Source organism: Halobacillus kuroshimensis DSM 18393 (assembly GCF_000425705.1).
GTDB lineage: Bacteria > Bacillota > Bacilli > Bacillales > Halobacillaceae > Halobacillus > Halobacillus kuroshimensis.
This window is the reverse complement of record NZ_AUDY01000010.1, coordinates 69,029-94,375: the sequence shown is the minus strand read 5'-3', so window position 1 is coordinate 94,375 and position 25,347 is coordinate 69,029. Positions and strand designations below refer to the sequence as shown.

At 47.0% G+C, this 25,347-nt stretch carries 20 protein-coding genes; 1 reads left to right on the top strand and 19 read right to left on the bottom strand.

Annotated elements, in window-relative coordinates; all coding sequences use genetic code 11:
• Window positions 1-2: 2 nt before the first annotated feature.
• The 11 genes from H615_RS0110860 to citZ all read right to left on the bottom strand — a co-directional run bounded on the left by H615_RS0110860 (window position 3) and on the right by citZ (window position 13,064).
• The gene (locus H615_RS0110860; protein WP_027955171.1) at window positions 3-599 is read right to left on the bottom strand and encodes a manganese efflux pump; all 597 of its coding nucleotides are present in this window, start codon (window positions 597-599) and stop codon (window positions 3-5) included.
• A 44-nt stretch (window positions 600-643) separates the two neighbouring features.
• Window positions 644-1,483: a DNA-formamidopyrimidine glycosylase gene (gene mutM / locus H615_RS0110855; protein ID WP_027955170.1), complete on the bottom strand. Its 840-nt coding sequence runs from the start codon at window positions 1,481-1,483 to the stop codon at window positions 644-646.
• Window positions 1,484-1,499: 16 nt separating this feature from the next.
• On the bottom strand, window positions 1,500-4,139 hold the full coding sequence (polA, locus tag H615_RS0110850; protein ID WP_027955169.1) for a DNA polymerase I: 2,640 nt from the start codon (window positions 4,137-4,139) through the stop codon (window positions 1,500-1,502).
• A gap of 152 nt (window positions 4,140-4,291) precedes the next feature.
• Window positions 4,292-5,221 (bottom strand): protease modulator HflC, encoded by a 930-nt coding sequence (hflC, locus tag H615_RS0110845; RefSeq protein WP_027955168.1) that lies wholly within the window; start codon window positions 5,219-5,221, stop codon window positions 4,292-4,294.
• The gene (gene hflK, locus H615_RS0110840; protein ID WP_027955167.1) at window positions 5,218-6,186 is read right to left on the bottom strand and encodes an FtsH protease activity modulator HflK; all 969 of its coding nucleotides are present in this window, start codon (window positions 6,184-6,186) and stop codon (window positions 5,218-5,220) included. The genes hflC and hflK overlap by 4 nt, the downstream gene beginning before the upstream one ends.
• A gap of 189 nt (window positions 6,187-6,375) precedes the next feature.
• Window positions 6,376-8,133, bottom strand: a complete 1,758-nt coding sequence (gene pnpS, locus H615_RS0110830; protein WP_027955166.1) for a two-component system histidine kinase PnpS — start codon at window positions 8,131-8,133, stop codon at window positions 6,376-6,378.
• The gene (locus H615_RS0110825; RefSeq protein WP_422875648.1) at window positions 8,134-8,832 is read right to left on the bottom strand and encodes a response regulator transcription factor; all 699 of its coding nucleotides are present in this window, start codon (window positions 8,830-8,832) and stop codon (window positions 8,134-8,136) included. It lies immediately after the preceding gene.
• Between the two features lie 214 nt (window positions 8,833-9,046).
• The gene (locus H615_RS0110820; protein ID WP_027955164.1) at window positions 9,047-9,523 is read right to left on the bottom strand and encodes a MaoC family dehydratase; all 477 of its coding nucleotides are present in this window, start codon (window positions 9,521-9,523) and stop codon (window positions 9,047-9,049) included.
• A gap of 82 nt (window positions 9,524-9,605) precedes the next feature.
• Window positions 9,606-10,544, bottom strand: coding sequence for a malate dehydrogenase (gene mdh, locus H615_RS0110815; protein WP_027955163.1), 939 nt, complete (start codon window positions 10,542-10,544; stop codon window positions 9,606-9,608).
• A 23-nt stretch (window positions 10,545-10,567) separates the two neighbouring features.
• Window positions 10,568-11,842, bottom strand: a complete 1,275-nt coding sequence (gene icd, locus H615_RS0110810) for an NADP-dependent isocitrate dehydrogenase (RefSeq protein ID WP_027955162.1) — start codon at window positions 11,840-11,842, stop codon at window positions 10,568-10,570.
• 103 nt (window positions 11,843-11,945) lie between these two features.
• A complete protein-coding gene (citZ, locus tag H615_RS0110805) occupies window positions 11,946-13,064 on the bottom strand; it encodes a citrate synthase (RefSeq protein WP_027955161.1) in 1,119 nt (372 codons plus the stop codon).
• 252 nt (window positions 13,065-13,316) lie between these two features.
• Here citZ and ytvI point away from each other — a divergent pair, with 252 nt between their 5' ends.
• Complete coding sequence (gene ytvI, locus H615_RS0110800) at window positions 13,317-14,423, top strand: sporulation integral membrane protein YtvI (protein ID WP_169516197.1); 1,107 nt, start codon at window positions 13,317-13,319, stop codon at window positions 14,421-14,423.
• 32 nt (window positions 14,424-14,455) lie between these two features.
• On the opposite strand, the gene H615_RS0110795 is transcribed toward ytvI, so the two are convergent.
• The 8 genes from H615_RS0110795 to dnaE form a co-directional block, all read right to left on the bottom strand.
• Window positions 14,456-14,848, bottom strand: coding sequence for an FxsA family protein (locus H615_RS0110795; protein WP_027955159.1), 393 nt, complete (start codon window positions 14,846-14,848; stop codon window positions 14,456-14,458).
• A gap of 101 nt (window positions 14,849-14,949) precedes the next feature.
• Entirely contained in the window at window positions 14,950-16,713 is a 1,764-nt protein-coding gene (gene pyk / locus H615_RS0110790; RefSeq protein WP_027955158.1) for a pyruvate kinase, read from the bottom strand.
• Window positions 16,714-16,742: 29 nt separating this feature from the next.
• Complete coding sequence (pfkA, locus tag H615_RS0110785) at window positions 16,743-17,702, bottom strand: 6-phosphofructokinase (protein WP_027955157.1); 960 nt, start codon at window positions 17,700-17,702, stop codon at window positions 16,743-16,745.
• Window positions 17,703-17,922: 220 nt separating this feature from the next.
• On the bottom strand, window positions 17,923-18,885 hold the full coding sequence (locus tag H615_RS0110780; protein ID WP_027955156.1) for an acetyl-CoA carboxylase carboxyltransferase subunit alpha: 963 nt from the start codon (window positions 18,883-18,885) through the stop codon (window positions 17,923-17,925).
• Entirely contained in the window at window positions 18,882-19,742 is an 861-nt protein-coding gene (gene accD, locus H615_RS0110775; RefSeq protein ID WP_027955155.1) for an acetyl-CoA carboxylase, carboxyltransferase subunit beta, read from the bottom strand. The genes H615_RS0110780 and accD overlap by 4 nt, the downstream gene beginning before the upstream one ends.
• Window positions 19,743-19,842: 100 nt before the next feature.
• A complete protein-coding gene (locus H615_RS0110770; protein WP_027955154.1) occupies window positions 19,843-20,436 on the bottom strand; it encodes a FadR/GntR family transcriptional regulator in 594 nt (197 codons plus the stop codon).
• Window positions 20,437-20,514: 78 nt separating this feature from the next.
• Window positions 20,515-21,753: an NADP-dependent malic enzyme gene (ystJ, locus tag H615_RS0110765; protein WP_027955153.1), complete on the bottom strand. Its 1,239-nt coding sequence runs from the start codon at window positions 21,751-21,753 to the stop codon at window positions 20,515-20,517.
• A gap of 124 nt (window positions 21,754-21,877) precedes the next feature.
• Window positions 21,878-25,237 (bottom strand): DNA polymerase III subunit alpha, encoded by a 3,360-nt coding sequence (gene dnaE / locus H615_RS0110760; RefSeq protein ID WP_027955152.1) that lies wholly within the window; start codon window positions 25,235-25,237, stop codon window positions 21,878-21,880.
• Between the last annotated feature and the right edge of the window lie 110 nt (window positions 25,238-25,347).

The window sequence follows — 25,347 nt, the reverse complement described above, 5'->3', positions numbered from 1 at the left end:
CTTTACGATAGCTTGATCAAGCCGATGATAATCAATAGAACCCCCGGGAGAATAGAGATACTTTCCACCCTGTTCGTCAGTTTTGCCCCGGCCATCATTCCAGTTCCGAGCATAAGAAACGTAGATGAAGCGATAAGTCCACCCGTCAACAGAACGGGGAGACCGATCAGCGCTCCACTGATGCCTGCCCCTATGGTATCAAGGGAAAGGGCGGTTCCAAGCAGCCACACTTCTTTACCTTGAATCCCTCCGGACTTATCCACATCAGCGGTCACTGGATCATTCAAAACTTTTGCGGGGTGCAGCCAGGGGTCCTGCTGATCCTCGGTATGTTGTTTAAAAAACTGTCTTAAAAAATACATGCCGATACCTATTAAGGCAACAGCTCCAGCATTTTCCGCCATTTCCGGTTTGACAACTTGAACGAGCAGCTGACCGAAATAGGAGGAAAGAAGAAAGACTATACCTGAAACAGAGGCAATCACCACAATGCCCCAGAATGCGAGCTTTACTTTTTTCAACCCGAGCACGCAGCCAATCCCGAAGCTGTCGACACTTACGGCTGTAACAAATAAAAAAATGAACATCCCGATGCCCATACCGCCCACTCCTCTAACATGGAAGTGGGATAGTATATGGCTGTTTATTCAGATACGTGAAGCGGCTGGCAGACTGGACAGACGTGCGTGCCCCTGCCGCCGACTTTTGTCTTAACAATCGGTGTCCCACAGTTCAGGCACTCCATATCCTGTTTACCATACACACGGAGCTGCTGTTGGAACATTCCGATTTCACCCTGGCTGTTTAAGTAGGAGCGGATCGTTGTGCCTCCCTGCTCGATTGCCTCTAGAATAACCGTGATGCTCGCTTCCCGGATGCTTTCGGCCTCTTCTCTCGTCAGCGTATTCGCCGTCCGTTCCGGATGTAGTCCGGCTCGGAACAGCGCTTCATCTACATAGATATTGCCAAGGCCGGCAACAATGGACTGATCCAGGAGGACCGCCTTCATGTTGCGGCTTGTTTTCAGCAGCCTCTGATGAAAATAATCGAGGGTGAAGGCCTCATCGAAAGGATCGGGGCCGAGCTGGACCAATGGTTTATTCAAGGCTTCTTCGCCCTTTTTAAACGCATGCATCGTGCCGAACTTCCGGACATCGTTGTAGCGGAGCTCTGTTCCATCTGTAAAATGGAAAATCACATGAGTATGCTTCGGTTTTTCAAGCGTTCCATCATAAACGCCGAATTTCCCCTCCATCCGCAGATGGGAAACGAGGGCAATGTCATCAAGGTGGAAAATGAGAAATTTCCCCTTGCGATCAATATCCTTGATGGATTGTCCTCTAAGCAGGTCACCAAAGGCATTGGGATCCTTCGGCTGTTTAATGATGTTCCCCCAGAAAATGGAGACATCCTTTATTTCTTTTCCTACAGTTAAATGCTTTAACGTTTTTCTTACAGTTTCCACTTCTGGTAATTCGGGCATCTCTCATTCTCCTTACTTATTTCGCGTCGTACCATGTATTTCCATAAGAGGAATCCACTTTCAATGGTACATCAAGCTCTACGGTGTTTTCCATAACATCTGCGACGAGCGTTTCCAGCTTTTTAATTTCGGCTTCCGGCGCTTCAATGATGAGTTCATCGTGCACCTGCAGGAGAACTCTTGCTTCCATCTTTTCTTCCTGGAGCTTTTCTTCCAGATCGATCATGGCTTTTTTAATGACATCAGCCGCACTGCCCTGGATCGGGGTATTCATTGCCGTCCGCTCAGCAAAGCTGCGTTTATTGAAATTCCGGCTTGTAATATCCGGAAGATAACGCCTGCGGTTCATGAACGTCCGCACATAGCCCGTTTCCTTCGCTTCACGGACAGACTCTTCCATATAGGTTTTGACTCCCGGATAACTTTCCAGGTATTTATCGATGAACGCCTGGGCTTCTTTTCTCGATATGCCGAGACTTTGTGACAAGCCATAATCACTGATTCCATAGACGATGCCGAAGTTGACGGCTTTCGCCTGCCTGCGCATTTCACCCGTTACGTCCGAAGCCGGCACACCGAAAACCTCCGAGGCGGTCTGAGTGTGAATGTCCTTATCTTCACGGAACGCTTCAATCAGCTTCTCATCCCCTGCAATGTGTGCCAGTACACGCAGTTCAATCTGGGAATAGTCACTGGCAAACATGACCCAGCCTTCCCTGGACGGAATGAACGCCTGGCGGATTTTCCGTCCCTCCTCAAGCCGGATCGGAATGTTCTGCAGGTTCGGATCTGTGGAACTCAAACGTCCTGTCTGGGTAAGCGCCTGATTGAAACGGGTGTGGATCTTACCGGTATCTTCATGAACCACCTTCAGCAGTCCTTCAATATAGGTGGATTTCAACTTGGACAACTGTCGGTTCAACAAAATTTTAGAAATGATTTCATGTTGATCCTCCAGCTGTTCCAATACATCTGCGGAGGTGGAATAGCCTGTTTTCGTTTTCTTAATGACAGGAAGGCCGAGTTTTTCGAACAAAATCGGTCCAAGCTGTTTTGGAGAATTCAAGTTGAACTCTTCTCCCGCCAGCTCATAGACTTCCTGTTCTACTTTATTCAAGCGCTCTTCAAGCTCTGCCCCCATTTCCTGCAGACGGCTGACATCCACCGAGACACCCCGGTGCTCCATCCGCCCGAGAATAACAGCCAGAGGCATTTCCAGCTCAACGAGAAGCTCATACTGTTCATTGGCTTTCAGCTGTTCCTCCATATTCCCTTTCAGCTTATACAGAATTGCAGCCTTCCTTGCAATATGCTCGTAGACGACTTGATCGTCTTCCGGACGTTTCATTTTTGCTCCTTTTCCGTAAACCTCTTCATCATATTGGACCGCTGTCTCCCCCATTCGATGGGCGATGGCAGGAATATCATGATTATTTTCAGAAGGGTTCAGCAGGTAGGAAGCAAGAAGCAGATCAAAGCTGATCCCTTTGATGTCCACGCCGTGTCTCATGAGAGCTACAGCGGTCTGTTTTGCATCGAAGACCCATTTTTCCTTGGACGCATCCTCCGCCCAGGATACAAAGGCTTCTGACTTCACGGCATTCTCCATAGAAAGGACCACTTTGGAATCCTCATTGACGATGGCAATCCCTTCGACTGGAGCGGTATGATAGTTTTCATACAGCATCTCCACGACAAGCGCTTCCCCGCCTGTAAACAGATCGGGTGTTACTTCTTCGACAACTTTCACATCGATGTCCGGCAGAGACTCAGCCACAGACTCCCCTTCTCCGCCTTCCTGGATCCTCGGAAGCAGGGACTGGAAGCCGAGTTCTTTGAAGAAACCGCTCACCTGCTGGGTTTGATATCCTTCATAGCCAATCGTATCGACGCTGACATCAATCGGCGCATTTCTCTCGATGGTTACGAGCTGCTGACTCATGAAAGCATTGCCGCGGTTTGTCTCCAGCTTTTCTTTCAGCTTTTTACCACTGACCTCGTCCAGGTTCTCATACAGGTTTTCCAACGTATCAAACTGCTTCAGCAGCTTAACAGCCGTTTTCTCTCCAACACCGGGAACACCCGGGATGTTATCGGAGTTATCTCCCATAAGAGCTTTCAAGTCGATAATCTGATCTGCCCGCACCTCCATTTTTTCCATAAGGAAAGAAGGGGTATATGTATCGACGTTCGTAATCCCTTTTTTCGTAAGGCTGACCGTGATCTGATCGTTGACCAGCTGCAGAAGATCCTTGTCTCCGGAGATGACCTTCACCTCATGACCTTTCTCTCCAGCCTGGGTCGCCAGCGTACCGATAATGTCATCTGCCTCATAGTTCGGAAGCTGATAATATTTCACTCCAAACGCATCGAGCAGTTCCTTTAGGACAGGAAACTGTTCGGACAGCTCAGATGGTGTTTTCTGCCTTCCACCCTTGTATTCCTGGTACGTTTCATGACGAAAAGTCGTTTTCCCGGCATCAAATGCGACAAGCAGATGATCCGGCTGGTCTTCTTCCAATATTTTAAGCAGCATTGTCGTAAAACCATAGACGGCGTTTGTGTACACACCTTTATCATTATTCAGCAGCGGCAGGGCAAAAAATGCCCGGTAAGCGATACTGTTTCCATCAATCAATACAACTTTCTCAGCCATAAACTCACTCCTTAACCGGAAATGCCTTTCTCTCCTTTAAAGAGGAGCGTCTGCATTTTCCAGCGTAATTATTCCAGTGTTCCCTTAAAGAAAACGCCTTTTCCTTCATTCTACCATGATTCATGGAGAGAAGGAAAAGGCGTACCCCGCCGTTATTCGTAGTAGCCGAGAAGCAGGTCGGCGTATGGTGATCCCTGTGGCAGAATAATCGTTGTTTCACCGTCAATGGTTTTCTTGTATGATTCCAGCGTTCGGTACAATTGATAAAATTCAGGATCCTCAGAGAAGGAATTGTTATAGATCTGTGCCGCCTCCTGCTCACCTTCCGCCCGGATCTTTTCCGCATCGGCCCTGGCTGTAGACAGCATCTCTTTGACTTCTCTATCCACAGAAGCCCGGATACGGCTTTTTTCTGCTTCCCCTTCCGACAAATACGTCTGGGCAATTTTTTCCCTGTCCGTGATCATCTGATTGAACACGGCCTCCTCGTTCGCCTGCGGAAGATCCGAACGCTTAATACGGACATCATCCACGACTATGCCGTAATTATCACGATCCAGGTATTCATTCACCCGCTTGGCAATTTCTTCGTTCAGTGTCCCCCGTGAGCTTTCTTCCTCATTGATGATTTCAGAGAAATTCATTTTCCCGAGTTCCGCCCGGACGATCGAAAAGATAAATTCTCCCATCCGCGCTTCTGCACTCATCATTGTTCTCGCATTGGAAATCATTTTCTCAGGGTCAGATATGCTCCAGACGGCATAGTTATCAATGATCATCCTTTTCTTATCAAGCGTTGTGATTTCCTTCTCATCCACGTCATACACCATTTTCTTTTGAGAAAGCGTGGATACCTCCTGGATCAGCGGGATCTTGAATTTCAAGCCGGGGCTTTCATGGATTTTGATAACATCACCAAACTGCCTTACTACCTTATATTCCCCTTCTTTGACAATCACTACAGAACTGAGGGCGATCAATATCAATGCGGCAGCAGCCACTAAAGCAAGGCCGCCTTTGATGATTTTCCGAAAATCCTTCTGCTGCTTTTCATTGATATCCTGAATCCGATCGTCGGTCATGATTGCTCCTCCTCTTCTTGTTCTGTTTCCCCGTCCTCTTCCTGTGCAGGTGCGGCGGGCTGATTCTGCTGCTGAAGAGGAAGGTACTTCATCGTATCTCCGTCATCGTTCATGACATACACATCTGCTTCAGGCAGGACTTCCTCGAGCGTTTCCATGACAAGACGCTCCCTTGTTACACTTTCATTGCCTTGATATTCACTTAGCAGTGCATCAAATTTGGACACTGCTCCTTCCGCTGTCCGGACCCTGTCCACCTTGTCCCCTTCCGCTCTTTGTATAATGGCATCTTTCTCACCTTTGGCTTCCTCCCGCATCTGGTTCGCATACTTTTCGGCTTCATTCACTTTACTTTGTTTTTGTTCACGCGCATCCGTCACCTTCGTGAAGGCACTACGGACGTCTTCGTTTGGCAGGTCCACCTCCTGCAGACGGACATCTATGATGGATATTCCAATCTCATAGCCTTCAATCAGGCGGACAAGGTCTTCTCTGACTTCATTTTCGATTTCAGCTTTTCCTGATGTTAACGCTTCATCAATTTCACTGCTGCCTATGACCCCTCTCAGTGTTGAAGAGGTGGCGTTAAACAGCACCTGCTCAGGGTTCTCCGATGCAAATAAATAACCGGATGGATCTGTGATTTTCCATTGTACGACAAGATCTGCCTGCACAATCATGTCGTCTCCTGTAATCATTGTCACTTTATCAGCCTCTTCTCCTTCTTCATCAAAACCAAAATCAAGGCTGAATGTTTCCTTGGACATTTTCTCTACTTCCTGCACAGGCCACGGCATCTTAAAATGAAGACCGGGCTCTGTAATGCCATCCTCTGCTTCTCCGAACGTAAGCACGACCGCCTGCTCAGACTCATCAACGGTGTACCATGTGGTCATGAATACGACAAGCAGGACTGCCGCCCCGGCAATTAAGCCGGCCCACTTATATATCTGTTTCAGACTCATGTAGATTTCCCCTTTTATGTAGATTACTATTCTTTACGAAACTGTAACAAAAAGGTTTCAAAAGCCTGTTTTTTGATACAAAAAAAGACAGAAGCGAGGGAAGCTTCTGCCAATAAGAGAAAACACCTTGGATGAAAGGGTTTCAAAGATATTTTATCGAAACATTGTTAATTCCAATTTAATGAAATATTAATTTTCCGTAAACTTCTTCGGAATCTCAACATGGAAGGTCGTGCCTTGATCCACTACACTCTCCACGTGAATGTTTCCGTGATGGGCTTCTACAATATGTTTGACGATGGCCAGACCGAGCCCGGTACCACCAGAATTCCGGCTTCTTGCCTTATCGACGCGATAGAAGCGTTCGAAAATCCTCGGAACCTCGTCTTCCGGAATACCTACACCATTGTCAGATATAGAAATCATCACCGTCTCTTCTTTTTCTCTAAATGTCAATGAAACGTCTCCATGATCACGACTATAATTAATCGCATTGGCCAGTAAATTCATAAACACCTGTTTTAAACGACTGGAATCTCCGCGGATAATGGTTTCTCCTTCCACAGATGCCTGCAGTTGCACACCTTTTTGTTCAGCATGCTGCTCGACAATGGGTAGAAGATCGTGTAGAAGACGCTGGACGTCGACTTTCTCAATATTGAGAAGAAAATCTTCCCTCTCCAGCTTGGACAGCTCAAGGAGATCCTGAATAAGAGATTGAAGACGTCCACTTTCCTTCAATATGATCTGAAGAAACTGCTCCAGCATCTGCTCATCCTTCATTGCGCCGTCCAGAAGCGTTTCTGAAAATCCCCGGATGGAGGTAATCGGTGTTTTCAGCTCATGGGAGACGTTAGCCACAAAGTCCTTTCTCATCTGCTCCAAATGCTTCAACTCTGAAATGTCATGGAAGACCAGCACAACGCCTTTCCATTTCCGGCCTTCACTGAAAATAGGGGCTCCTGTTACCTCAAGGTGTTTCCGATCGATATTGACCGGGAGCACGAATGTTTCACTGATGGTTTCTTCAAACATATAAATCTTTTTCACCGTCTCGTGAATGGTTGTATATGGGATGGCATCATGGTAAAGAAATCCGATGTAATCCTTCTGCTCCCCGCCGAAAGTCTCCATAAAGGCACGGTTGGTCAAAAGGATATACCCTTTTTCATCAATCAGCATCAGACCGTTACCCATGTTGTTAATAACCGCTTCCAGCTGATTCTCCTGCATCCCCTTCGTACTGGTCATTTCCTGAAGGTTGCGTGCAAGGATATTAATCGACTGACTAAGCTGACCAGCTTCACCGAAGTGCCCTTCATACGTGCGGGCTTTATAATTCCCTTCTGCCAGTTCATTCGCTACATCAGCTGCCGAACGGATCGGACGGATGTATTTTGAAAAGACATTATAGCCAAGAACAAAAATAATCACCAGTCCGATTAACAGTGTGCATCCGATCAACAGCCAGATGTTCTTGGTAATGTTGGTCAAAGAATTGACCGGCGAGAGGAGAATGAGCGTCCCGTCGACATCGTTGACCTGGTTATCGACAGAATAATAAAAGATATTGTCGATCAAATACCCTTCATTATCTGCAATTTGGTCGGCCTCCACTCTGGTCAGGACATGCTGTTTTTCACGATCACTGATAATGGGAACAGCCTCCACCGTATCCAGCAGTTTGTCACCGTCATCTGAAATAAAAACCATTCCGGTATTCAGCTGGTCACTGAACTCTAGAAGTTCATCCTGACTGACATCCTCTTCATCCGTGAATCTCTCCAGGTAGGTGACGAAATACCGGCTTTCAAGCTCCACCCGCTCTTCAAAAATGTTTATAAAATACCCACGCGTCAGCTGGGCAAGAATGACACCAAGACCAAGCATGACGATTACGACGAGTACGGAGTATGTCATGAGTGGTTTTGTATTGGTGGAAGACATTTATTTCGGCTCCTCCATTTTATAGCCAAGGCCGCGGATCGTCTTGATATACACCGGCTTTTTCGTGTCGGGTTCAATTTTCTCCCGCAAATGACTGACGTGGACATCGACGATACGGGTATCTCCGGCAAAATCATAATTCCAGACCGCGCTCAGCAGCTGGTCTCTGGATAAGACACGCCCGAGATTCTGCCCTAAGTAGAGAAGCAGTTCAAACTCTTTCGGTGTGAATGTCAGAGGCTTGTCTTTAATGGATGCCTCATACTGCTCCGGGTAAATCACTAAATCGGCCACTTGAATCATTTTCATTTCCGGACCGGCCGGTTCCCGGACCATCCTTCTTAAGATTGCTTTAATACGAGCAACAACTTCTCTTGGACTGAAAGGTTTCGTTAGGTAGTCGTCCGCCCCGAGCTCCAGGCCGAGCACCTTATCAAATTCATCATCCTTGGCTGTTAACATCAAAATCGGCGTGGACACCTGCATCTGACGCAGCTGCTTACACACTTCCATGCCATCCATACCTGGAAGCATCACGTCCAGAACGATGAGATCGAACGTAGATTTTGATGCTTTTTCAAGCGCATCCGTGCCGGAATAAGCCACTTCCGTTTCAAATCCAGCCTGGTCTATATTGTATTTCAACAATGTTACGATGGATTCTTCATCATCGACAATTAGTATTCTTTGTTGTTCCAATCCCATCACCTCAACTGCAAAGTTAATCTCATCATACAATGAAGTTTACATTTTGAATACGGATCTTTATGATTTTTACTTAATTTTAATATAGTCCCAATCCCTGTCTTCATACGTGAAGACTCTGTTTCTGCTGCCATAAAAAAACCAGGCTTGCGGGATACAATCCCGGAAGCCTGGTTGAGAGAGCTTGTCCATAAGACGAGAGAATGACTCAATAAAAGTTTTCGAGGGAAACGGCATTCATAGAGGCAGGTTCATATGGTGGAATGACCGTCAGTTGTCCCTGAATGACTTCCTTTCCTTCCTCGTCATATCCATGCATATCCACAACGACATGGTGTTCCTCATGATTAATATCCGTTATTTCTGCATGAAATCGGACTTCTGCATAGTGGTAAAGAGGATGGGGATAGCTTAACTGCTGATGTATAATATGACTCCCCGGTCCCGGAAGATGCATGGACACGATGGATGATGCCATACCACACAGCATAACGCTGGGTACAATCGGCTGTTTGAAGGGGGTCTGGGATGCATAATCATGTTGAATATAAAGCGGATTCGCATCATCGGTCAGCCCAAGATAAATAAGCAGATCCCGGTCTTCTACTCTTGATGTAGTTGTAAAAGTATCTCCTACTTTCAAAGCCTGTATCTTTCTGCCGAGTTTTCTTTTCTTCCCAATCATGGCAGTCACTCCTTTTTTTGAAAGCGTTTGCTAATTTGGTGTGAAAAAGGGGCTCGAGATATCCCCGAACCCCTTCTTTCCTTTATTTTAATACATGGAGGACATTTTTAACAGAGTCAGCTGATTGATCCAGCTGTTGTTTTTCTTCCTCTGTCAATTCGAGCTCAATGACTTCCTCGATACCGTTACCGCCAAGGATGGTAGGCACACCGAGGTAAATGCCGTCATACCCGTATTCGCCTTCCAGGTAGGCGATGGCTGGGATAATACGACGCTGATCCTTCAAGATCGCCTCTGCCATTTGAACAAGAGAAGCCGCAGGAGCGTAATAGGCGCTGCCGTTTCCAAGCAGACCTACAATTTCTCCTCCACCTTTTCTCGTGCGTTCCACAATAGCCTCGAGACGTTCTTTGGAAATCAACCGTTCAAGCGGAATACCTCCCGCAAAGGAATAGCGAAGCATTGGTACCATATCGTCCCCGTGCCCGCCGAGCACAAAGCCTGTGACATCTTTCACGGAAATGTTCAATTCCTCTGCGACGAACGTACGGAACCTGGCTGTATCCAAAACACCAGACTGACCTATGACCCGGTTCTTAGGAAGACCGGCTTCCTGAAAGACGGAATAAGTCATCGCATCGACAGGGTTCGTCAATACGACGATGAAACAGTCGGGGGAGTTTTTCACAATCTCTTTCGTTACGCTCTTCATAATCTTGGAGTTGGTACTGACAAGATCATCACGGCTCATCCCCGGTTTCCGGGCAATACCGGCAGTAATGATCACAAGGTCGGAACCTTCCGTATCCGCATAGTCCGAAGTTCCCTGGATTTTCGCATCAAATCCCTGGACAGGGCTGGCTTCCAGCATATCCAGTGCCTTCCCTTTCGTCGGATCTTCCATATCCGGAACATCTACAAGGACGACATCCCCAAGTTCCTTCTGAGCAAGCATTAATGCCGTAGTTGCACCAGTAAATCCGGCACCGATGACAGAGATCTTCCTTCTTTGAATACTCATCGTTCCTCTCCTTCCACTTGCCATTAGTCCATGTTCTTAATCAGTTCGTCACCAAACTCTGAACATTTCACTTCTGTTGCCCCATCCATCATACGGGCGAAGTCGTAAGTAACGACTTTGCTTCCGATGGTTTTATCCATGGATTGAGCGATAAGATCAGCCGCTTCTCTCCATCCCAGGTGTTCAAGCATAAGGACACCGGAAAGGATGACAGAAGATGGGTTCACTTTATCAAGCCCGGCATATTTAGGAGCTGTACCGTGAGTCGCTTCAAAAATAGCATGGCCGGTTTCGAAGTTAATATTTGCTCCAGGAGCGATTCCGATACCGCCGACTTGAGCAGCAAGAGCATCAGAAATATAGTCTCCGTTCAAGTTCATCGTAGCAACAACGTCGAATTCTTTCGGACGTGTCAGGATTTGTTGAAGGAAAATATCAGCAATCGCATCTTTGACGATGATTTTGCCTGCCGCTTCCGCCTCATCCTGAGCTTTGTTGGCTGCATCCTTGCCTTCTTTTTCAACGATGCGGTCATATTCAGCCCATGTAAAGACTTTGCCTGCATACTCTTCTTCTGCTACTTCGTAACCCCATGACTTGAAGGAACCTTCTGTAAACTTCATAATGTTTCCTTTATGGACAAGCGTTACGTTTTTACGTCCTTCGTTGATCGCGTAGTCAATCGCGGCACGGACCAGACGTTTCGTACCCTCTTCAGATACTGGTTTGATACCGATACCGGAAGTTTCAGGGAAACGAATGTTATGTACACCCATTTCGTTCTGCAGAAAATCGATGACTTTTTTAACTTCCGGAGTGCCCTTCTGCCACTCAATACCTGCATAAATATCTTCAGTATTCTCACGGAAGATCGCCATATCCGTATCTTCAGGACGTTTCACCGGAGAAGGGACGCCTTTGAAGTAGCGGACCGGACGAAGACATGTGAATAGATCCAATTCCTGGCGCAGCGCTACGTTCAAGGAACGGATTCCACCACCGATTGGAGTCGTTAGAGGTCCTTTGATTGCAATCTTATAATCGCGGATCGTGTCCAGTGTAGCTTCCGGAAGCCATTCACCTGTCTGATCATAGGCTTTCTGCCCAGCAAGGACTTCTTTCCACTCAACCGATTTCTGACCATTATAGGCTTTATCTACAGCTGCTTCAATAACACGGCTGGCTGCTGCCCAGATGTCAGGGCCGATACCATCACCTTCAATATATGGGATCACCGGACGATCAGGTACGTTTAATGTTCCGTTTTGTTCTACTGCGATTTTTTGTGCTTGTGTCAAAATAAACCCTCCTAAATTTTCTGTAATCATGGATGATTCATCCTATTCTATCATACGTTAAAATAGGATGAATAAAAAGCCGGTACAACTTCACTGCCGGTTATTAACGGTCTTCAATCGGAGTATACGTCTGGCCTTTAGGCCCTGCATATTCCGCACGAGGACGGATCAGGCGGTTGTTGGAATATTGTTCAAGGATATGAGCAAGCCATCCGGACACACGGCTGACGGCGAATATCGGCGTGAACAAGTCGTGATCGATTCCAAGACTGTGATAGACAGAAGCGGAATAGAAGTCCACATTTGCCGGCAGTCCCTTGTTTTCCTTGATATAATCTTCAATTTTAATAGACATTTCATAGTATTTGGAGTGGCCGGTCAGCTTTGTAAGCTCACGGGACATCTCTTTCAAATGCTTGGCGCGTGGATCGCCGGAACGGTAGACACGGTGGCCCATTCCCATGATTTTTTCTTTGTTTTCAAGTTTCTTCTCAATGGCCGGTACGGCATTTTCCACACTGTCGATTTCCGTAAGCATCTTCATGACACGCTCATTGGCACCACCATGAAGCGGCCCTTTCAGTGCTCCGATTGCTGCTGTTACACCGGAATATACATCGGATAAAGTGGCTACACAAACACGGGCTGTGAATGTAGATGCATTCAATTCATGGTCTGCGTGCAGGACAAGTGCTTTGTTGAAGGCTTCAACTTCAAGATCTTCCGGGTCTTTTCCATTCAGCATGTAAAGGAAATTCGCTGCAAAGCTCAGTTCTTTTTTAGGTGAGACAGGCTCCTTCCCTTTACGGATCCGGGCAAAAGCCGTGACCACAGTAGGAATTTTCGCCTGCAGACGAAGCGCCTTGCGGTTGTTCGCTTCCTCTTCCATCACGTCGGATTCAGAATCGTACAGACCGAGCATTGAAACGGCTGTACGCAGGGCAGCCATTGGATGAACTGTCTTTAAATCATAGGATTTAAGATGATCAATGACCTCTTTTGGAATATCCATATTGGAAATTAAATCTTCTTTGAAATCTTTCAATTCCTGTGAATTAGGAAGCTTTAAATTCCAAAGAAGGTAGATCACTTCTTCAAAGCTTGAGTTATTAGCTAAATCATCGATATCGTACCCAACATACGTAAGTTTATCGTCTATGATGGAACTGATGGATGATTCCGTTGCTGTAATCCCTTCAAGACCTTTAGTTGATGATGACATACAATCTCTCCCTTTCGAAAAGTTCCAAACGAATGCTTGTCCGTTTGACAAGAAAACGCTTTACATTTAACAGAATCCCTTTATAGGAAAATGACCCCACACACAATTATAAAGTATTCTGAAGAGAATGTGAATTGAAACCGTTTAATTTTGATGGAATTTATCGAACCTTTTTCCTTTTATTCCCTTAGTGAACAGGGTGCAAACAGGTCAGAAGTTTTACAATCTACATTGAAAAAGAGGGTGCAGGAGTTGACCAACCACCTTATTTCCATCATCTTAAGGTCCGTTCTGCTGCTCGCAGGCTTAACGGCAGCCACTATACTTTTCCTGTTCCTATGGAATTATTTACATCCTTTTCTGAGTGCCTACCTTTTTGCGGCACTCCTTCGTCCTTTTATCCTTCTGGTATCTCGCAGGCTTCATCTGCCCCGTTTCCTCTCTATTCTACTTGTACTCGGGATTTTCACCCTGCTTGCACTCAGCACCTTCGCCCTTGTGGTAGCTGAGCTGATCAAAGGATTTCAGCACTATTCCACAGATCTCCCTGCCCAGGCAGCCGCTTTATCGGTGTTTATAATGAATCAAGGAAGAGAATGGGCAGAGCCGCTGATTTTAAGACTACAGTCCTCTCTGGAGCACTCCGGAATCGTGACCTCTTCCATTGATGAATACCTGCAGGCTGTGCAGAGCCAGGCAGGTCGGGTTAGTATGGATTTGTTAAGTGGTCTGTTCGAAGGTATCCGGCATATAGCAGGGATGGTTCCGACTTCTTTAGCTTACACAGGTATCGTTATCATCGGTACTTTTTTCTTCAGCAAGGATTGGGAAGCGATTCACCGACCTCTCCGGAGTATCATTCCGGCTGTTATCCAGGAACGTGCGTTACAGGTGCGTGTTGAAATCGGAAAGACATTCAAAGGACTGATCAAGGCTCAATGTATGCTTGTAACGATCAGCACTCTTATTATAGGAACCGGTCTCTATCTGCTTGATGCTCCCCACGCTCTCACTGTAACGGCTGCGGCCTGTCTGGTCGACTTCATTCCTTATGTAGGGACAGGGGTGATTTTCATCCCATGGATGCTGTTCCAGTTTTTTTCGGGGGATTTCCCGATGACGATCGGGCTTGCTGTTCTATACGCTGTCGTCGTTACGACAAGGCAGCTGCTGGAGCCCAAGCTGATGGCTGATCAATTCGGCGTCCCTCCTATTGTCCTGCTTCTTACCTTTGCTGTGGGATTTCAACTTCTCGGCGTCTATGGCATCATGCTCAGTCCGCTTTTGCTGATGGTCTTTCAAACATTAAAGAGGACTGGAGCTTTGAAAGAACTCTTTCATTTTGTTACAGCAAAATGAAACTCCATTTCCAGTCCGGAAATGGAGTTTTTTTATTTTCTGTAAATGGTTACGGTTCCTTTATCCATAGCTTTTTGAATCGCCCGTTTCACAAATCCTTTTAACGGCGTTCGCGTCACGGGCAGGAGAAGGATGAATCCTGCCGCATCTGTAATGAATCCAGGCGTTAACAGGACAGCTCCTCCTACAAGGATACAAGCCCCATCCAATAAAGCATCCTGAGGCATACGCCCCTGCTGCATGGAGAGCTGGACATTCTGGATCGTTTCCAGTCCTTGTTTTTTCGCAAGCCAGGCTCCAAGGGCCCCCGTAGTTATAATCAGAAGAATGACCCACCATGGTCCGATGACATTACCGGCCCCGATCAGCAGACCGATTTCCAATGCGGGTATGATCAATATGAGGATGAATAACCAGCGAAACATAGCATCTTCCCTTCTTTTTCTTTCCTCCATTATACCTTTATAAAGCTGTAAGGTAAAAAATAAAAGGCAGGGATCTCAATCCCTGCCTTTCCTTCTACCTATTACAGGACGCTTGCATGTCCTTCGTAAATGTCACCACGGGAACTGTCAATGGTAAGATCGGAACCATCCTTGATCAGTTCAAGAGCATTTGGTACGCCGACGATAACCGGGATACCAAGGCTAAGTCCGACAACGGCTGCGTGGGAAGTCAGACCGCCTTCAAGTGTAACGATTCCAGCTGCCTTTTCGATGGCAGGCATCATGTCACGATCGGTTCCGTGAGTGACGATGATATCGCCGTCTTCTACACGGTTGATGGCATCCTGAGCATCTTTAGCGATGATGGCACGACCATACGCGCTCTTCTGGCCGACACCCTGGCCTTTGACTAAAACATCACCGATGACGTGAACTTTCATCAGGTTGGTTGTACCGCTCTCACCTACAGGTACGCCTCCTGTAATGATGACACGGTCACCGCGGTCAGCAAGACCTGAAGCAAGGCTGCGTTCAACGGCAACATCAAGCATGTCATCCGTAGAGTACGCGCGAGGCCCCATCACTGCATAGACACCCCATACAAGAGAAAGCTTGCGATTTACTTCTTCGTCAGATGTAATCGCTACGATCGGAGCTTTTGGACGATACTTGGAAATCATGCGGGCTGTATGTCCGCTTTCAGTCGGCGTAACGATGGCTGCTGCATCCAGGTTGATCGCTGTGTGGGTAACAGACTGGCTGATGGCATCCGTAATTGTCATGTCACTGTGCTTGGAGCGGTCCTGCAGCAGGGATACGTGGTTCAAGCCTGTTTCTGTTTTGGATGCAATATTATGCATCGTTTGGACAGCTTCCACCGGATAGTCACCAGCAGCTGTTTCGCCGGAAAGCATGATCGCATCGGTGCCATCAAAAATGGCATTGGCTACGTCAGAAGCTTCCGCACGCGTTGGACGTGGGTTGCGCTGCATGGAATCAAGCATTTGTGTGGCTGTAATAACCGGCTTGCCGGCTTTGTTGCATTTGCGGATCAACTGCTTCTGTACAAGAGGTACATCTTCTGCTGGAATTTCAACACCAAGGTCACCACGGGCAACCATCAATCCATCACTGACTTCAAGAATTTCGTCGATGTTGTCGACACCTTCCTGGTTCTCGATTTTTGGAATGATTTGAATATGGTTGGCGTTATGCTTTTCAAGAAGTTCTTTGATTTCAAGAACATCAGAGGCACGACGTACGAAAGATGCAGCGATGAAATCAACACCCTGCTCAATTCCGAACTCGATATCCTTGGCATCTTTTTCTGTAATACCAGGCAGGTTGACGCTCACGTTTGGAACGTTGACCCCTTTTTTGTTCTTCAATGGTCCATTGTTAAGAACGGTTGTCTTGATTTCTTCATTTTCCTTGTCTACTTCTTCCACCTGAAGTTCCACAAGACCGTCATCAAGAAGGATTTTGGATCCAGGGTGCACGTCGTTGATGAGACCGGAATAAGTCACAGAGAAGCGTCCTGCATCGCCTTCGATATCCTTCATGGATACGTAGGCTGTGGATCCTTTTTCAAGGTAGCACTCTCCACCTTTTAGAGAACCGGTACGAATTTCCGGACCTTTGGTATCCAGAAGGATCGCTACAGTCTTCCCTACGGCTTTTGAAGCTTCACGGATGTTTGTAATACGTGCGCCATGTTCATCGAAATCTCCGTGTGAAAAGTTCAGACGGGCGACGTTCATCCCTGATTCGATAAGCTGTGTCAACTTTTCTACAGATTCAGACGCTGGTCCAATTGTGCTGACGATTTTTGTTTTTCTAAACATATTATTTCCTCCTCTAGTGCCTCTTACGTTTATATAGATAGTTCTTTGGAAAGACGATACATATCAAGGTCAACCGTATGCTTGGCGTTCAAGATCTCCACAATGTCATGGTCCACCAGTTTGTTCGCTTGGATACCGACCATGCGGCCTGCTTTTCCTTCGATAAGCAGATCGACCGCATAAGCGCCCAAGCGGCTTGCAAGAACTCTATCCGCAGCGCTTGGGGATCCTCCGCGCTGTGTATGTCCCAGTACAGTGACACGGGATTCCAAGCCGGCAGCTTCATCAATACGGCGGGCAAGTTCGCCGCCTGTGCAGACGCCTTCGGCAACGATGATAATGCTGTGTTTTTTGCCACGTTCATGTCCTCTTCGAAGACGGTCGATAATATCTTCCAGCTCATCTTCCGCTTCCGGAATCATGATACTTTCCGCACCATCCGCAAGTCCAGCCCAAAGGGCAAGGTCCCCGGCGTCTCGGCCCATGACTTCTATGATGAACGTCCGCTCATGGGACGTAGCTGTATCACGAATTTTGTCAATGGCATCAATAATGGTATTCAATGCGGTATCAAACCCAATTGTGAAATCAGTTCCAGGTATGTCGTTATCGATCGTTCCTGGTACACCGATGCATGGGTAGCCTTTTTCCGTAAGTTTCTTAGCCCCCATAAAGGTACCATCACCGCCGACAGCTATCAAGCCTTCAATGCCATGTTTTTTTAATTGTTCAATGCCTTTCAACTGACCCTCTTCGGTTTTGAACTCTTCACAACGGGCAGAATAAAGCTTGGTTCCTCCGCGCTGAATGATGTCACCTACAGATCCCAGTTCCATTTTTTCGATGTCGCCGTCGATCAAACCCTGGTAACCGTATTTAATGCCGTATACTTCAATGTCATGATAGATAGCTTTCCTGACAACTGAACGGATGGCCGCGTTCATACCTGGAGCGTCTCCACCACTCGTAAGTACTCCAATTTTTTTCATTCTCATCACCTCAAAAGTAATCTATTTATGTTGTTTCCAACTAAAGATGAATTGAAACCTCAGTCCCCCTGATCTCTAGGACTCCCTTTACAGTCTACCCTTTTTTGCACAGCCGGACCATTCTTTTTCCCGTGATAACGTTACCATCCTGTAAAGATGCGAAAAGCCGCACGAAATGTGCGACCTTCCAATAACGGACCTTTATATTTCAACCCTACCATTATAAATCAAGATATGAGTAATCGCCAATGTTTTTATATTTTTTGAAACGATTCTCCAACAGTTGATCATGATTCAAAGTATGAAGTTCATTCAGAGAATCGGTCAGTACCTGTTTGATTTCCTGCGCCTGCTTCTCGACATCACGGTGGGCTCCACCCCTCACTTCTGGGATGACACCGTCAATGACGTTTAATTTTTTCAAGTCGTAGGAAGTAATCTTCATCGATTCAGCGGCCTCCTGAGCAAGACCCGCATCCTTCCATAAAATGGACGATGCTCCTTCTGGAGAAATAACGGAATACGTGGAGTTTTCCAGCATGAATATTTTATCTCCGATGCCGAGTCCGAGAGCTCCCCCACTTCCTCCTTCACCAATGACAATGCAGATGATGGGCACGGTCAAGCCGGCCATTTCCATCAAATTGCGGGCAATCGCTTCACTCTGCCCGCGTTCTTCTGCTGCTTTCCCTGGATAAGCGCCTTTCGTATCGATGAACGTAATGATCGGGCGCTTGAACTTCTCCGCCTGCTTCATTAAACGAAGCGCTTTACGATACCCTTCCGGATGAGGCATCCCGAAGTTACGGCGGATGTTTTCTTTCGTATCTTTCCCCCGCTGATGACCAATGACTGTGACTGGCTGTTCATTGAACCTGGCAATTCCAGAAACAATGGCCGCATCATCACCAAATGTACGATCTCCATGAAGCTCCAGGAAATCTGTAAATAAGTGCTCAATATAATCAAGGGTCGTCGGCCGCTCCGGATGGCGGGCCATTTGGACTCTGTCCCATGGCGCCATCCGGTCATAGACGTCCGTTTCCAGCTTTTCCAGACGTTTTTCCAGCTTGGCGATTTCATCGCTTAAATCCATTTCACTGCTGTCTGTGAGCTGTTTCAAATCTACAATTTTTTCTCTTAGTTCGATGACTGGTTTTTCAAATTCTAACACGTGTTTCATAACCGGCTTCCTCCTACTGCGTGAAGATCCAGAACAGTGGTCAGTGTCTCTCTCAGTTCATGGCGGTGGACAACACGGTCCAGCTGGCCATGCTCCAACAGAAATTCAGCCGTCTGAAAATCATCCGGCAGTTTTTCCCGGATGGTCTGTTCAATAATCCTTCGTCCCGCAAAACCAATCAAAGCTCCAGGTTCTGCAAAGTTATAATCACCAAGGGAAGCAAAACTGGCTGATACACCGCCTGTAGTCGGGTGAGTCATGACAGAAATGAACAAGCCCCCTTCTGCATGAAGGCGCTGCAGCGCTACAGAAGTTTTTCCCATCTGCATGAGACTGAGGACTCCTTCCTGCATACGTGCGCCCCCGGATGCCGTAAAGATGATAAATGGAATCCCTTCTTCGCGGGCCTTTTCAATGGCGTTCGTTATTTTTTCACCGACCACGGATCCCATACTCCCCATTCTGAACCGGGCATCCATGACAGCTACTGCCGCCTCAAGGCCGTTCATCCGGGCTTTACCCGTTACTACAGCTTCATTGAGGTCGGATTTCAACCGGTCTTTCTCTAATTTCTCCTCGTAATCTGGAAAGCCGAGCGGGTTGCTGGAAATCATATGCTTATCCCATTCGGTAAACGTACCCTCATCAAACAAGTGCTCAATCCGTTCATAAGCATTGAGACGGTGATGATGATCACAATATGGGCAGACATTCATATTCCGATTTAATTCTTTACGATAGAAGATTTTTTGACAGTTGGGGCATTTCTGCATTAAACCTTCCGGTACATCCTGTTTGGCTTCCTGGCTTGGTATGGATGCATACCTTTTTTTCTTGCTGAAAAAGTCTCTAAGCAAGGTGATTCCTCCTTTGGGACAAAGCTTCCTTTCTATTCAATATACAAAAAGTACTTTGCGTAATACTGCTGAATTTGTCGTTATGGTTTCGACATCATTTTCAACGATAGAGCTGTATGATATCCATTGTATTGCCCTTCTGCAGGGTTTCCGCCACAGCATCATACCAGCTTTTATCATAGTGCACATGATGTACGGTATTGGTAAATCCGGCTATAAACTGCCACATAGAGAAAAGCAGCTCCTGCCCACATGTAGAAAAAAGATAGTCAAACACATGGTGATGCCTTTCCTTACCAACATGTCCTTCTATGATGTCTTTTAGACGGTGGAGCTGTTCGCTGGTCAGCTTATGCTGCAGAATCGTCAATACTTCTTTCTCGATCATCTGCATAGCTGTCAATAGTTCCTCTTTTGTCCTCTTTTCCGTTAACAGGAAGTTCGACAGCAGTTCAACCATATGATACGGGCGGTAGGATCTCATATAGGTACCTTCTCCGCGGCGGGTTTCAATCAGACCGAGCAGTTCCATTGCGCGGAACGCCTCGCGGATCGATGACCTTCCTACACCGAGCTGTTCGCTTAGTTCGCGTTCAGAAGGCAGCTTATCACCAGGGCTCAATTGATTCTCCTCAATGTAGGCTTTCAATTGATACAAAACCCCTTCATATACCTTCCCTTGTGGTTTAGTCAACGTACCCGAACACCTCTTTCCCGCTTTTATCCTATGGCCATATGTAAGGGGAAAGATTCCTTTCCCCTTTTCCGGCACTTATTCTTCATCAATTAAAGTGAGCTGTCTCGTCTTTTCTGCCACCTCTTCAGGGTCTACATGATGACGGGCTACGCCTGATTCCATCGCGGCCTTAGCAACGCTTGCTGCCACAGCTGGAGCTACACGCGGATCAAAGGGAGCAGGAATAACATAATCCTCATTCAACTCTTCCTCACTTACAAGAGAAGCAATCGCCTCCGCAGCTGCGATTTTCATTTTCTCATTGATTCGAGTCGCACGTACATCAAGAGCCCCCCGGAAGATTCCTGGAAAAGCCAGAACGTTATTTACCTGGTTAGGAAAATCGGACCGTCCTGTACCGATGACACGGGCCCCTGCTTCCTTCGCATCATCCGGCATGATTTCCGGTTCCGGGTTGGCCATGGCAAAGATGATGGAGTCATCCTTCATACGGGAGACCGTTTCTTTGGACAACAAACCACCCACAGATACACCGATGAAGACGTCAGCATCTTCCATGACCTCCTCAAGGGCACCCTCGACACGGTCTTTATTCGTAATTTTAGCAATTTCATCTTTGACATCATTCATTCCGTAGTCGCGGCCTTCAAAGATAGCGCCTTTGGAATCACACATAATAATATCACGTACACCGAAATGATAAAGTAATTTAATAATAGCAATTCCTGCGGCCCCTGCCCCATTGGCCACCACTTTAATATCCGACCAAGATTTTCCTGTCAGCTTCAAAGCGTTCATCAAGCCTGCGACCGTCACGATGGCCGTTCCGTGCTGATCATCATGGAAGATCGGGATGTTCGTTTCTTTCTTCAAACGCTCTTCAATGATGAAGCAGTTTGGTGCAGCGATATCCTCAAGGTTTACGCCGCCAAACGTAGGCTCCATCAACTTCACCGTCTGCACAATCTGATCAATCTCTCTCGTGTTCAGGCAGATAGGAAAAGCATCAACACCGGCAAAGCTTTTGAACAATGCGGCTTTCCCTTCCATGACTGGAAGAGCAGCCTCAGGACCGATATTTCCAAGTCCAAGCACGGCAGAGCCGTCACTGACCACGGCCACCATGTTTCCCTTCATGGTATAATCGTAGACCGTTTCTTTATGGTCGTAGATTTCCTTACATGGCTCAGCCACTCCAGGGGAGTAGGCAAGACTTAGATCCTTAGCATTCCGTACAGGTACTTTTGAATGTGTTTCCAGCTTCCCCTTGTTCACTCGGTGTATATGCAATGCTTCATCTCGCAGATTTGACACAACAACACGCTCCTTTAAATGAATGAATGATTAAACCGACCCAGGTGGTCTGACCACCAGTAACTCCTTAATTATAACAGATGAAAAGGTCGTGTAAAGATTTTCAAAAATATGGACTTGGTTTTTAATTTTCCGCCTTCTTTTTATTACTTCTTAATGCGACATTTTTCTCACCAAAAAATGCGTTCAACTGATCAAGACAGTCTCTTGTCGGCTGCAGGCCATAGCTTTCATCAAGACGGTAGGTCTTCCGATCTTCTGACCGGAAAAGAAAAACTGGTGTATTCCCCGGGAAATATTGTGCCGTTTCTTTCAACTGTTGAAGAGCTTCGTTTTCGTTTTCATCCGTCACTTTGACGAACAGCCGTCTTTCTTCCTGTGCCGACTCATGGGAGGATTCATCCATTTCAAAAGGGTGAAGGGACTGAATAATAAGCTGCTTTCTTCCGTTTCTTTCCTCTACTTTTCCCGATGTTGTCACAAGCATCTGTTCTTTCAGCCACACTTTAACGTCCCGATACGTATCCGGAAAGATGACAGCATCCACTTCAGCGCTCTCATCACTCATGGATAAAAAGGCCATCGGGTCCCCGCGCTTTGTACGGATTTCCCGAATACTGTCAACGACCGCAGCCGTATCGACTTTTTTATTCATTTTCATCCTGTAAAGCTGAGAAAGAGCAAGGATGCCTCTTCGTCGGAGGGATTTCCGCTGACTCTCCAGGGGATGATCGGATAAATAAGTGCCGAGGACTTCTTTTTCCATCGCCAGATTCTTCAAAAGTGGAAAAGGTTCCACGTCCACCATATCCATGACCATTTCCTGATCGAAGAAACCGGGCTGATCCTGGAATTCCTTGAACAACTCTCCCTGCTCAAGAGCCTGATCAATGGTGGCCAGAGCACTGGCGCGGTTGGAGTGCAGTTCATCAAAAGCTCCGGCAATAATCAGACCTTCAATCACTTTTCTCGATACAATTTTCGTATCCACACGCAGACAGAAGTCGTTCAAATGGCGGAAAGGCTGTTGCCCACGCCCTTCTACAATCGCTTTAGCCGCCTGATACCCTACGCCTTTGATGGAAAGAAAACCCATAGTGATTTCACTGCGCTGCCCTCGAGCGGCCGCCCCGCTTTTATTTATGGAAGGAGCCTTTACTCGTACGTGCATCTCCCGCGCTTCCCGAATGTACGTGGCCAGTTTGTCCCGGTCCCCCAGATTCGCGTTGATAAGCTCAGCCATGAATGCAGACGGATGATGAGCTTTCATAAAGGCCAGCTGGTAGGAAATCAAGCTGTAGGCAACGGCATGGCTCCGGTTGAATCCATAATTGGAGAATTTGACAATCCAGTCAAACAGCTGCTCGGCCACCTGCTCGGAATATCCATTTTCCAATGCTCCTGATACAAACGCTTTCCTCTCACTCTCCAAAACGCCGCCCTGCTTTTTGCTGACCGCTCTTCGAAGCATGTCCGCCTGGCCGAGCGAATAGCCCGCAGCAAGTCCCGCCACCTGCATAATCTGCTCCTGATAGACGAGTACGCCATAAGTCGGGCTTAAAATTCTCTCCAGATCCTCGTGTGGAAGTTCGATCGCTGCCTTTTTATTCTTTCTTTCAATATAAGTATCGATATATTCCATCGGACCCGGCCGGTAAAGAGCGTTAACAGCCACCACATCTTCAAAATGAGTGGGCTTCAGCTTTGTGAGCACCTGCTTCATGCCCTGCGACTCCAGTTGGAAGACACCATTGGTTTTTCCTTCCGAAAGCAGGGAGAAAGTTGCAGAATCATTCAATGGAATCTGATCCAGAGTAAAGGAGTGGTTTCCCGCCCTTTGAATCTTCCGTTCCAGATTTTCCATAAAGGTCAAGTTCCTCAGTCCCAGAAAATCAATTTTCAAAAGACCGATTTTCTCCAAATCCCCCATAGTAAGCTGTGTTACATACACCTCTCCCTGGCTTTTCATTAAAGGTGTATATTCCATAAGCGGCTTTTCAGAAAGCACGACACCTGCAGCATGCGTGGAAATATGGCGGGGAAGGCCCTCCAGCTTGGCTGCAATTTTGAACAATTGCTTCAGTTTTTCCGAGTTTCTAATATAATCTTTCAATTCTTCCGACTGACGGACGATTTCCACGAGAGGTTGAGTCGCCTGTTTCGGAAGCTGATGAAGGATGAAAGACGCATCGCTCTCCTCAATATGGAGAACCTTGAACAATTCCCTCAGCACACTTTTGGCAGCGAATGTACCGAACGTGCTGATTTGAGCTGCATGCTGTTTTCCATACTTTTCAGCTACGTAGGAAATGACCTCCTCCCTGCGCTGGTCAGGAAAATCGATGTCGATATCCGGCATCGTAATCCGTTCCGGATTTAAGAACCGTTCAAAGAGCAGTTGATATTCGAGCGGATCCACTTTCGTGATGTCGAGAAGATAAGCGACAATCGATCCAGCCGCCGATCCCCTCCCAGGTCCGGCATTGATCCCCTTTGCGCGGGCAAAATCGATAAAGTCCCACACAATTAAAAAGTAATCACTGAAGCCCATGGATTCAATGACACTTAACTCATGGTTGAGCCGCTCGACAGCCTCTCTCTTTCCGTCATATTTTTTCTTCAGGGCACGCTCACAGAGTTCCCGCAGATAGGCCGCGCCGCTTTTTCCTTCCGGTGCCGGATATGTAGGAAGAAGCTGCTGGTTCAGATCCATGTCCCATTGACACCGGCGCGCGATGTGGTCTGCTGCTTCAAGAACTTCCGGCCACCATTCCCCAAAAAATGATTCCATCTCTTCCGCACTTTTTAAATAGAAGGGGCCGTGAGCACTGTTCGGTGTATAACGCGTACCTTCATCGACCGCCCTTAAGCATTGATAGGCGTCGGCTTCCTCTTTTCTTATGTAACGCACGTCCCCGACAGCCGTTACCTGCAGCCCTTTTTCAACCGTCCATTCCCGCAGAGGGGTGTGCAGCTGCCGTTCAGAATGAAGATCCAAATCTTGAATACTTAAGTAAAAGTCCTCTTTCTTCACTGCGTGCATCCATCGGTTCAGCCCGTCCTCCATATGCTCGAACATCCGGTCGGATAAGGGTTCTCCCCATGGTGAGGCGGAGGTCATATGAATGACGATCAACCCCTGACTCACGTCGGCGAATGTTTCCAGGTTCATCGGATGATCTTTTGTGTTAGCCCACGTAGCTATTTTCATCAGGTTTTTATACCCGGTCTGGCTGGTCGCAAGAAGCCGTACGGGATGGAGAAGGGAACGGTCCTCGATGGTCGTCGTTAAACCGATCACCGGCTTGATCCCCTGCGCCCGGCATTCCTCGTAAAATGCCAGCGCCCCGCTCAACGTGTTCTCATCCGTCAACGCGATGGATTCAAACCCAAGGGCCTTCGCCTCATGGACCAAATCGTTAATCTTCACCGTACTCTTCATAAGACTATAGCCGCTGCGGACATTTAAATGGGTGAAAGTCATTTCGCACACCTTCTTTCATGTGTAAATTATAGCTACTATTGGATAGGGAATAAAGCCCTCTGCATAAAACCACAGGAAAAAGAATATTCGTTTAAATAGAAACACATTTT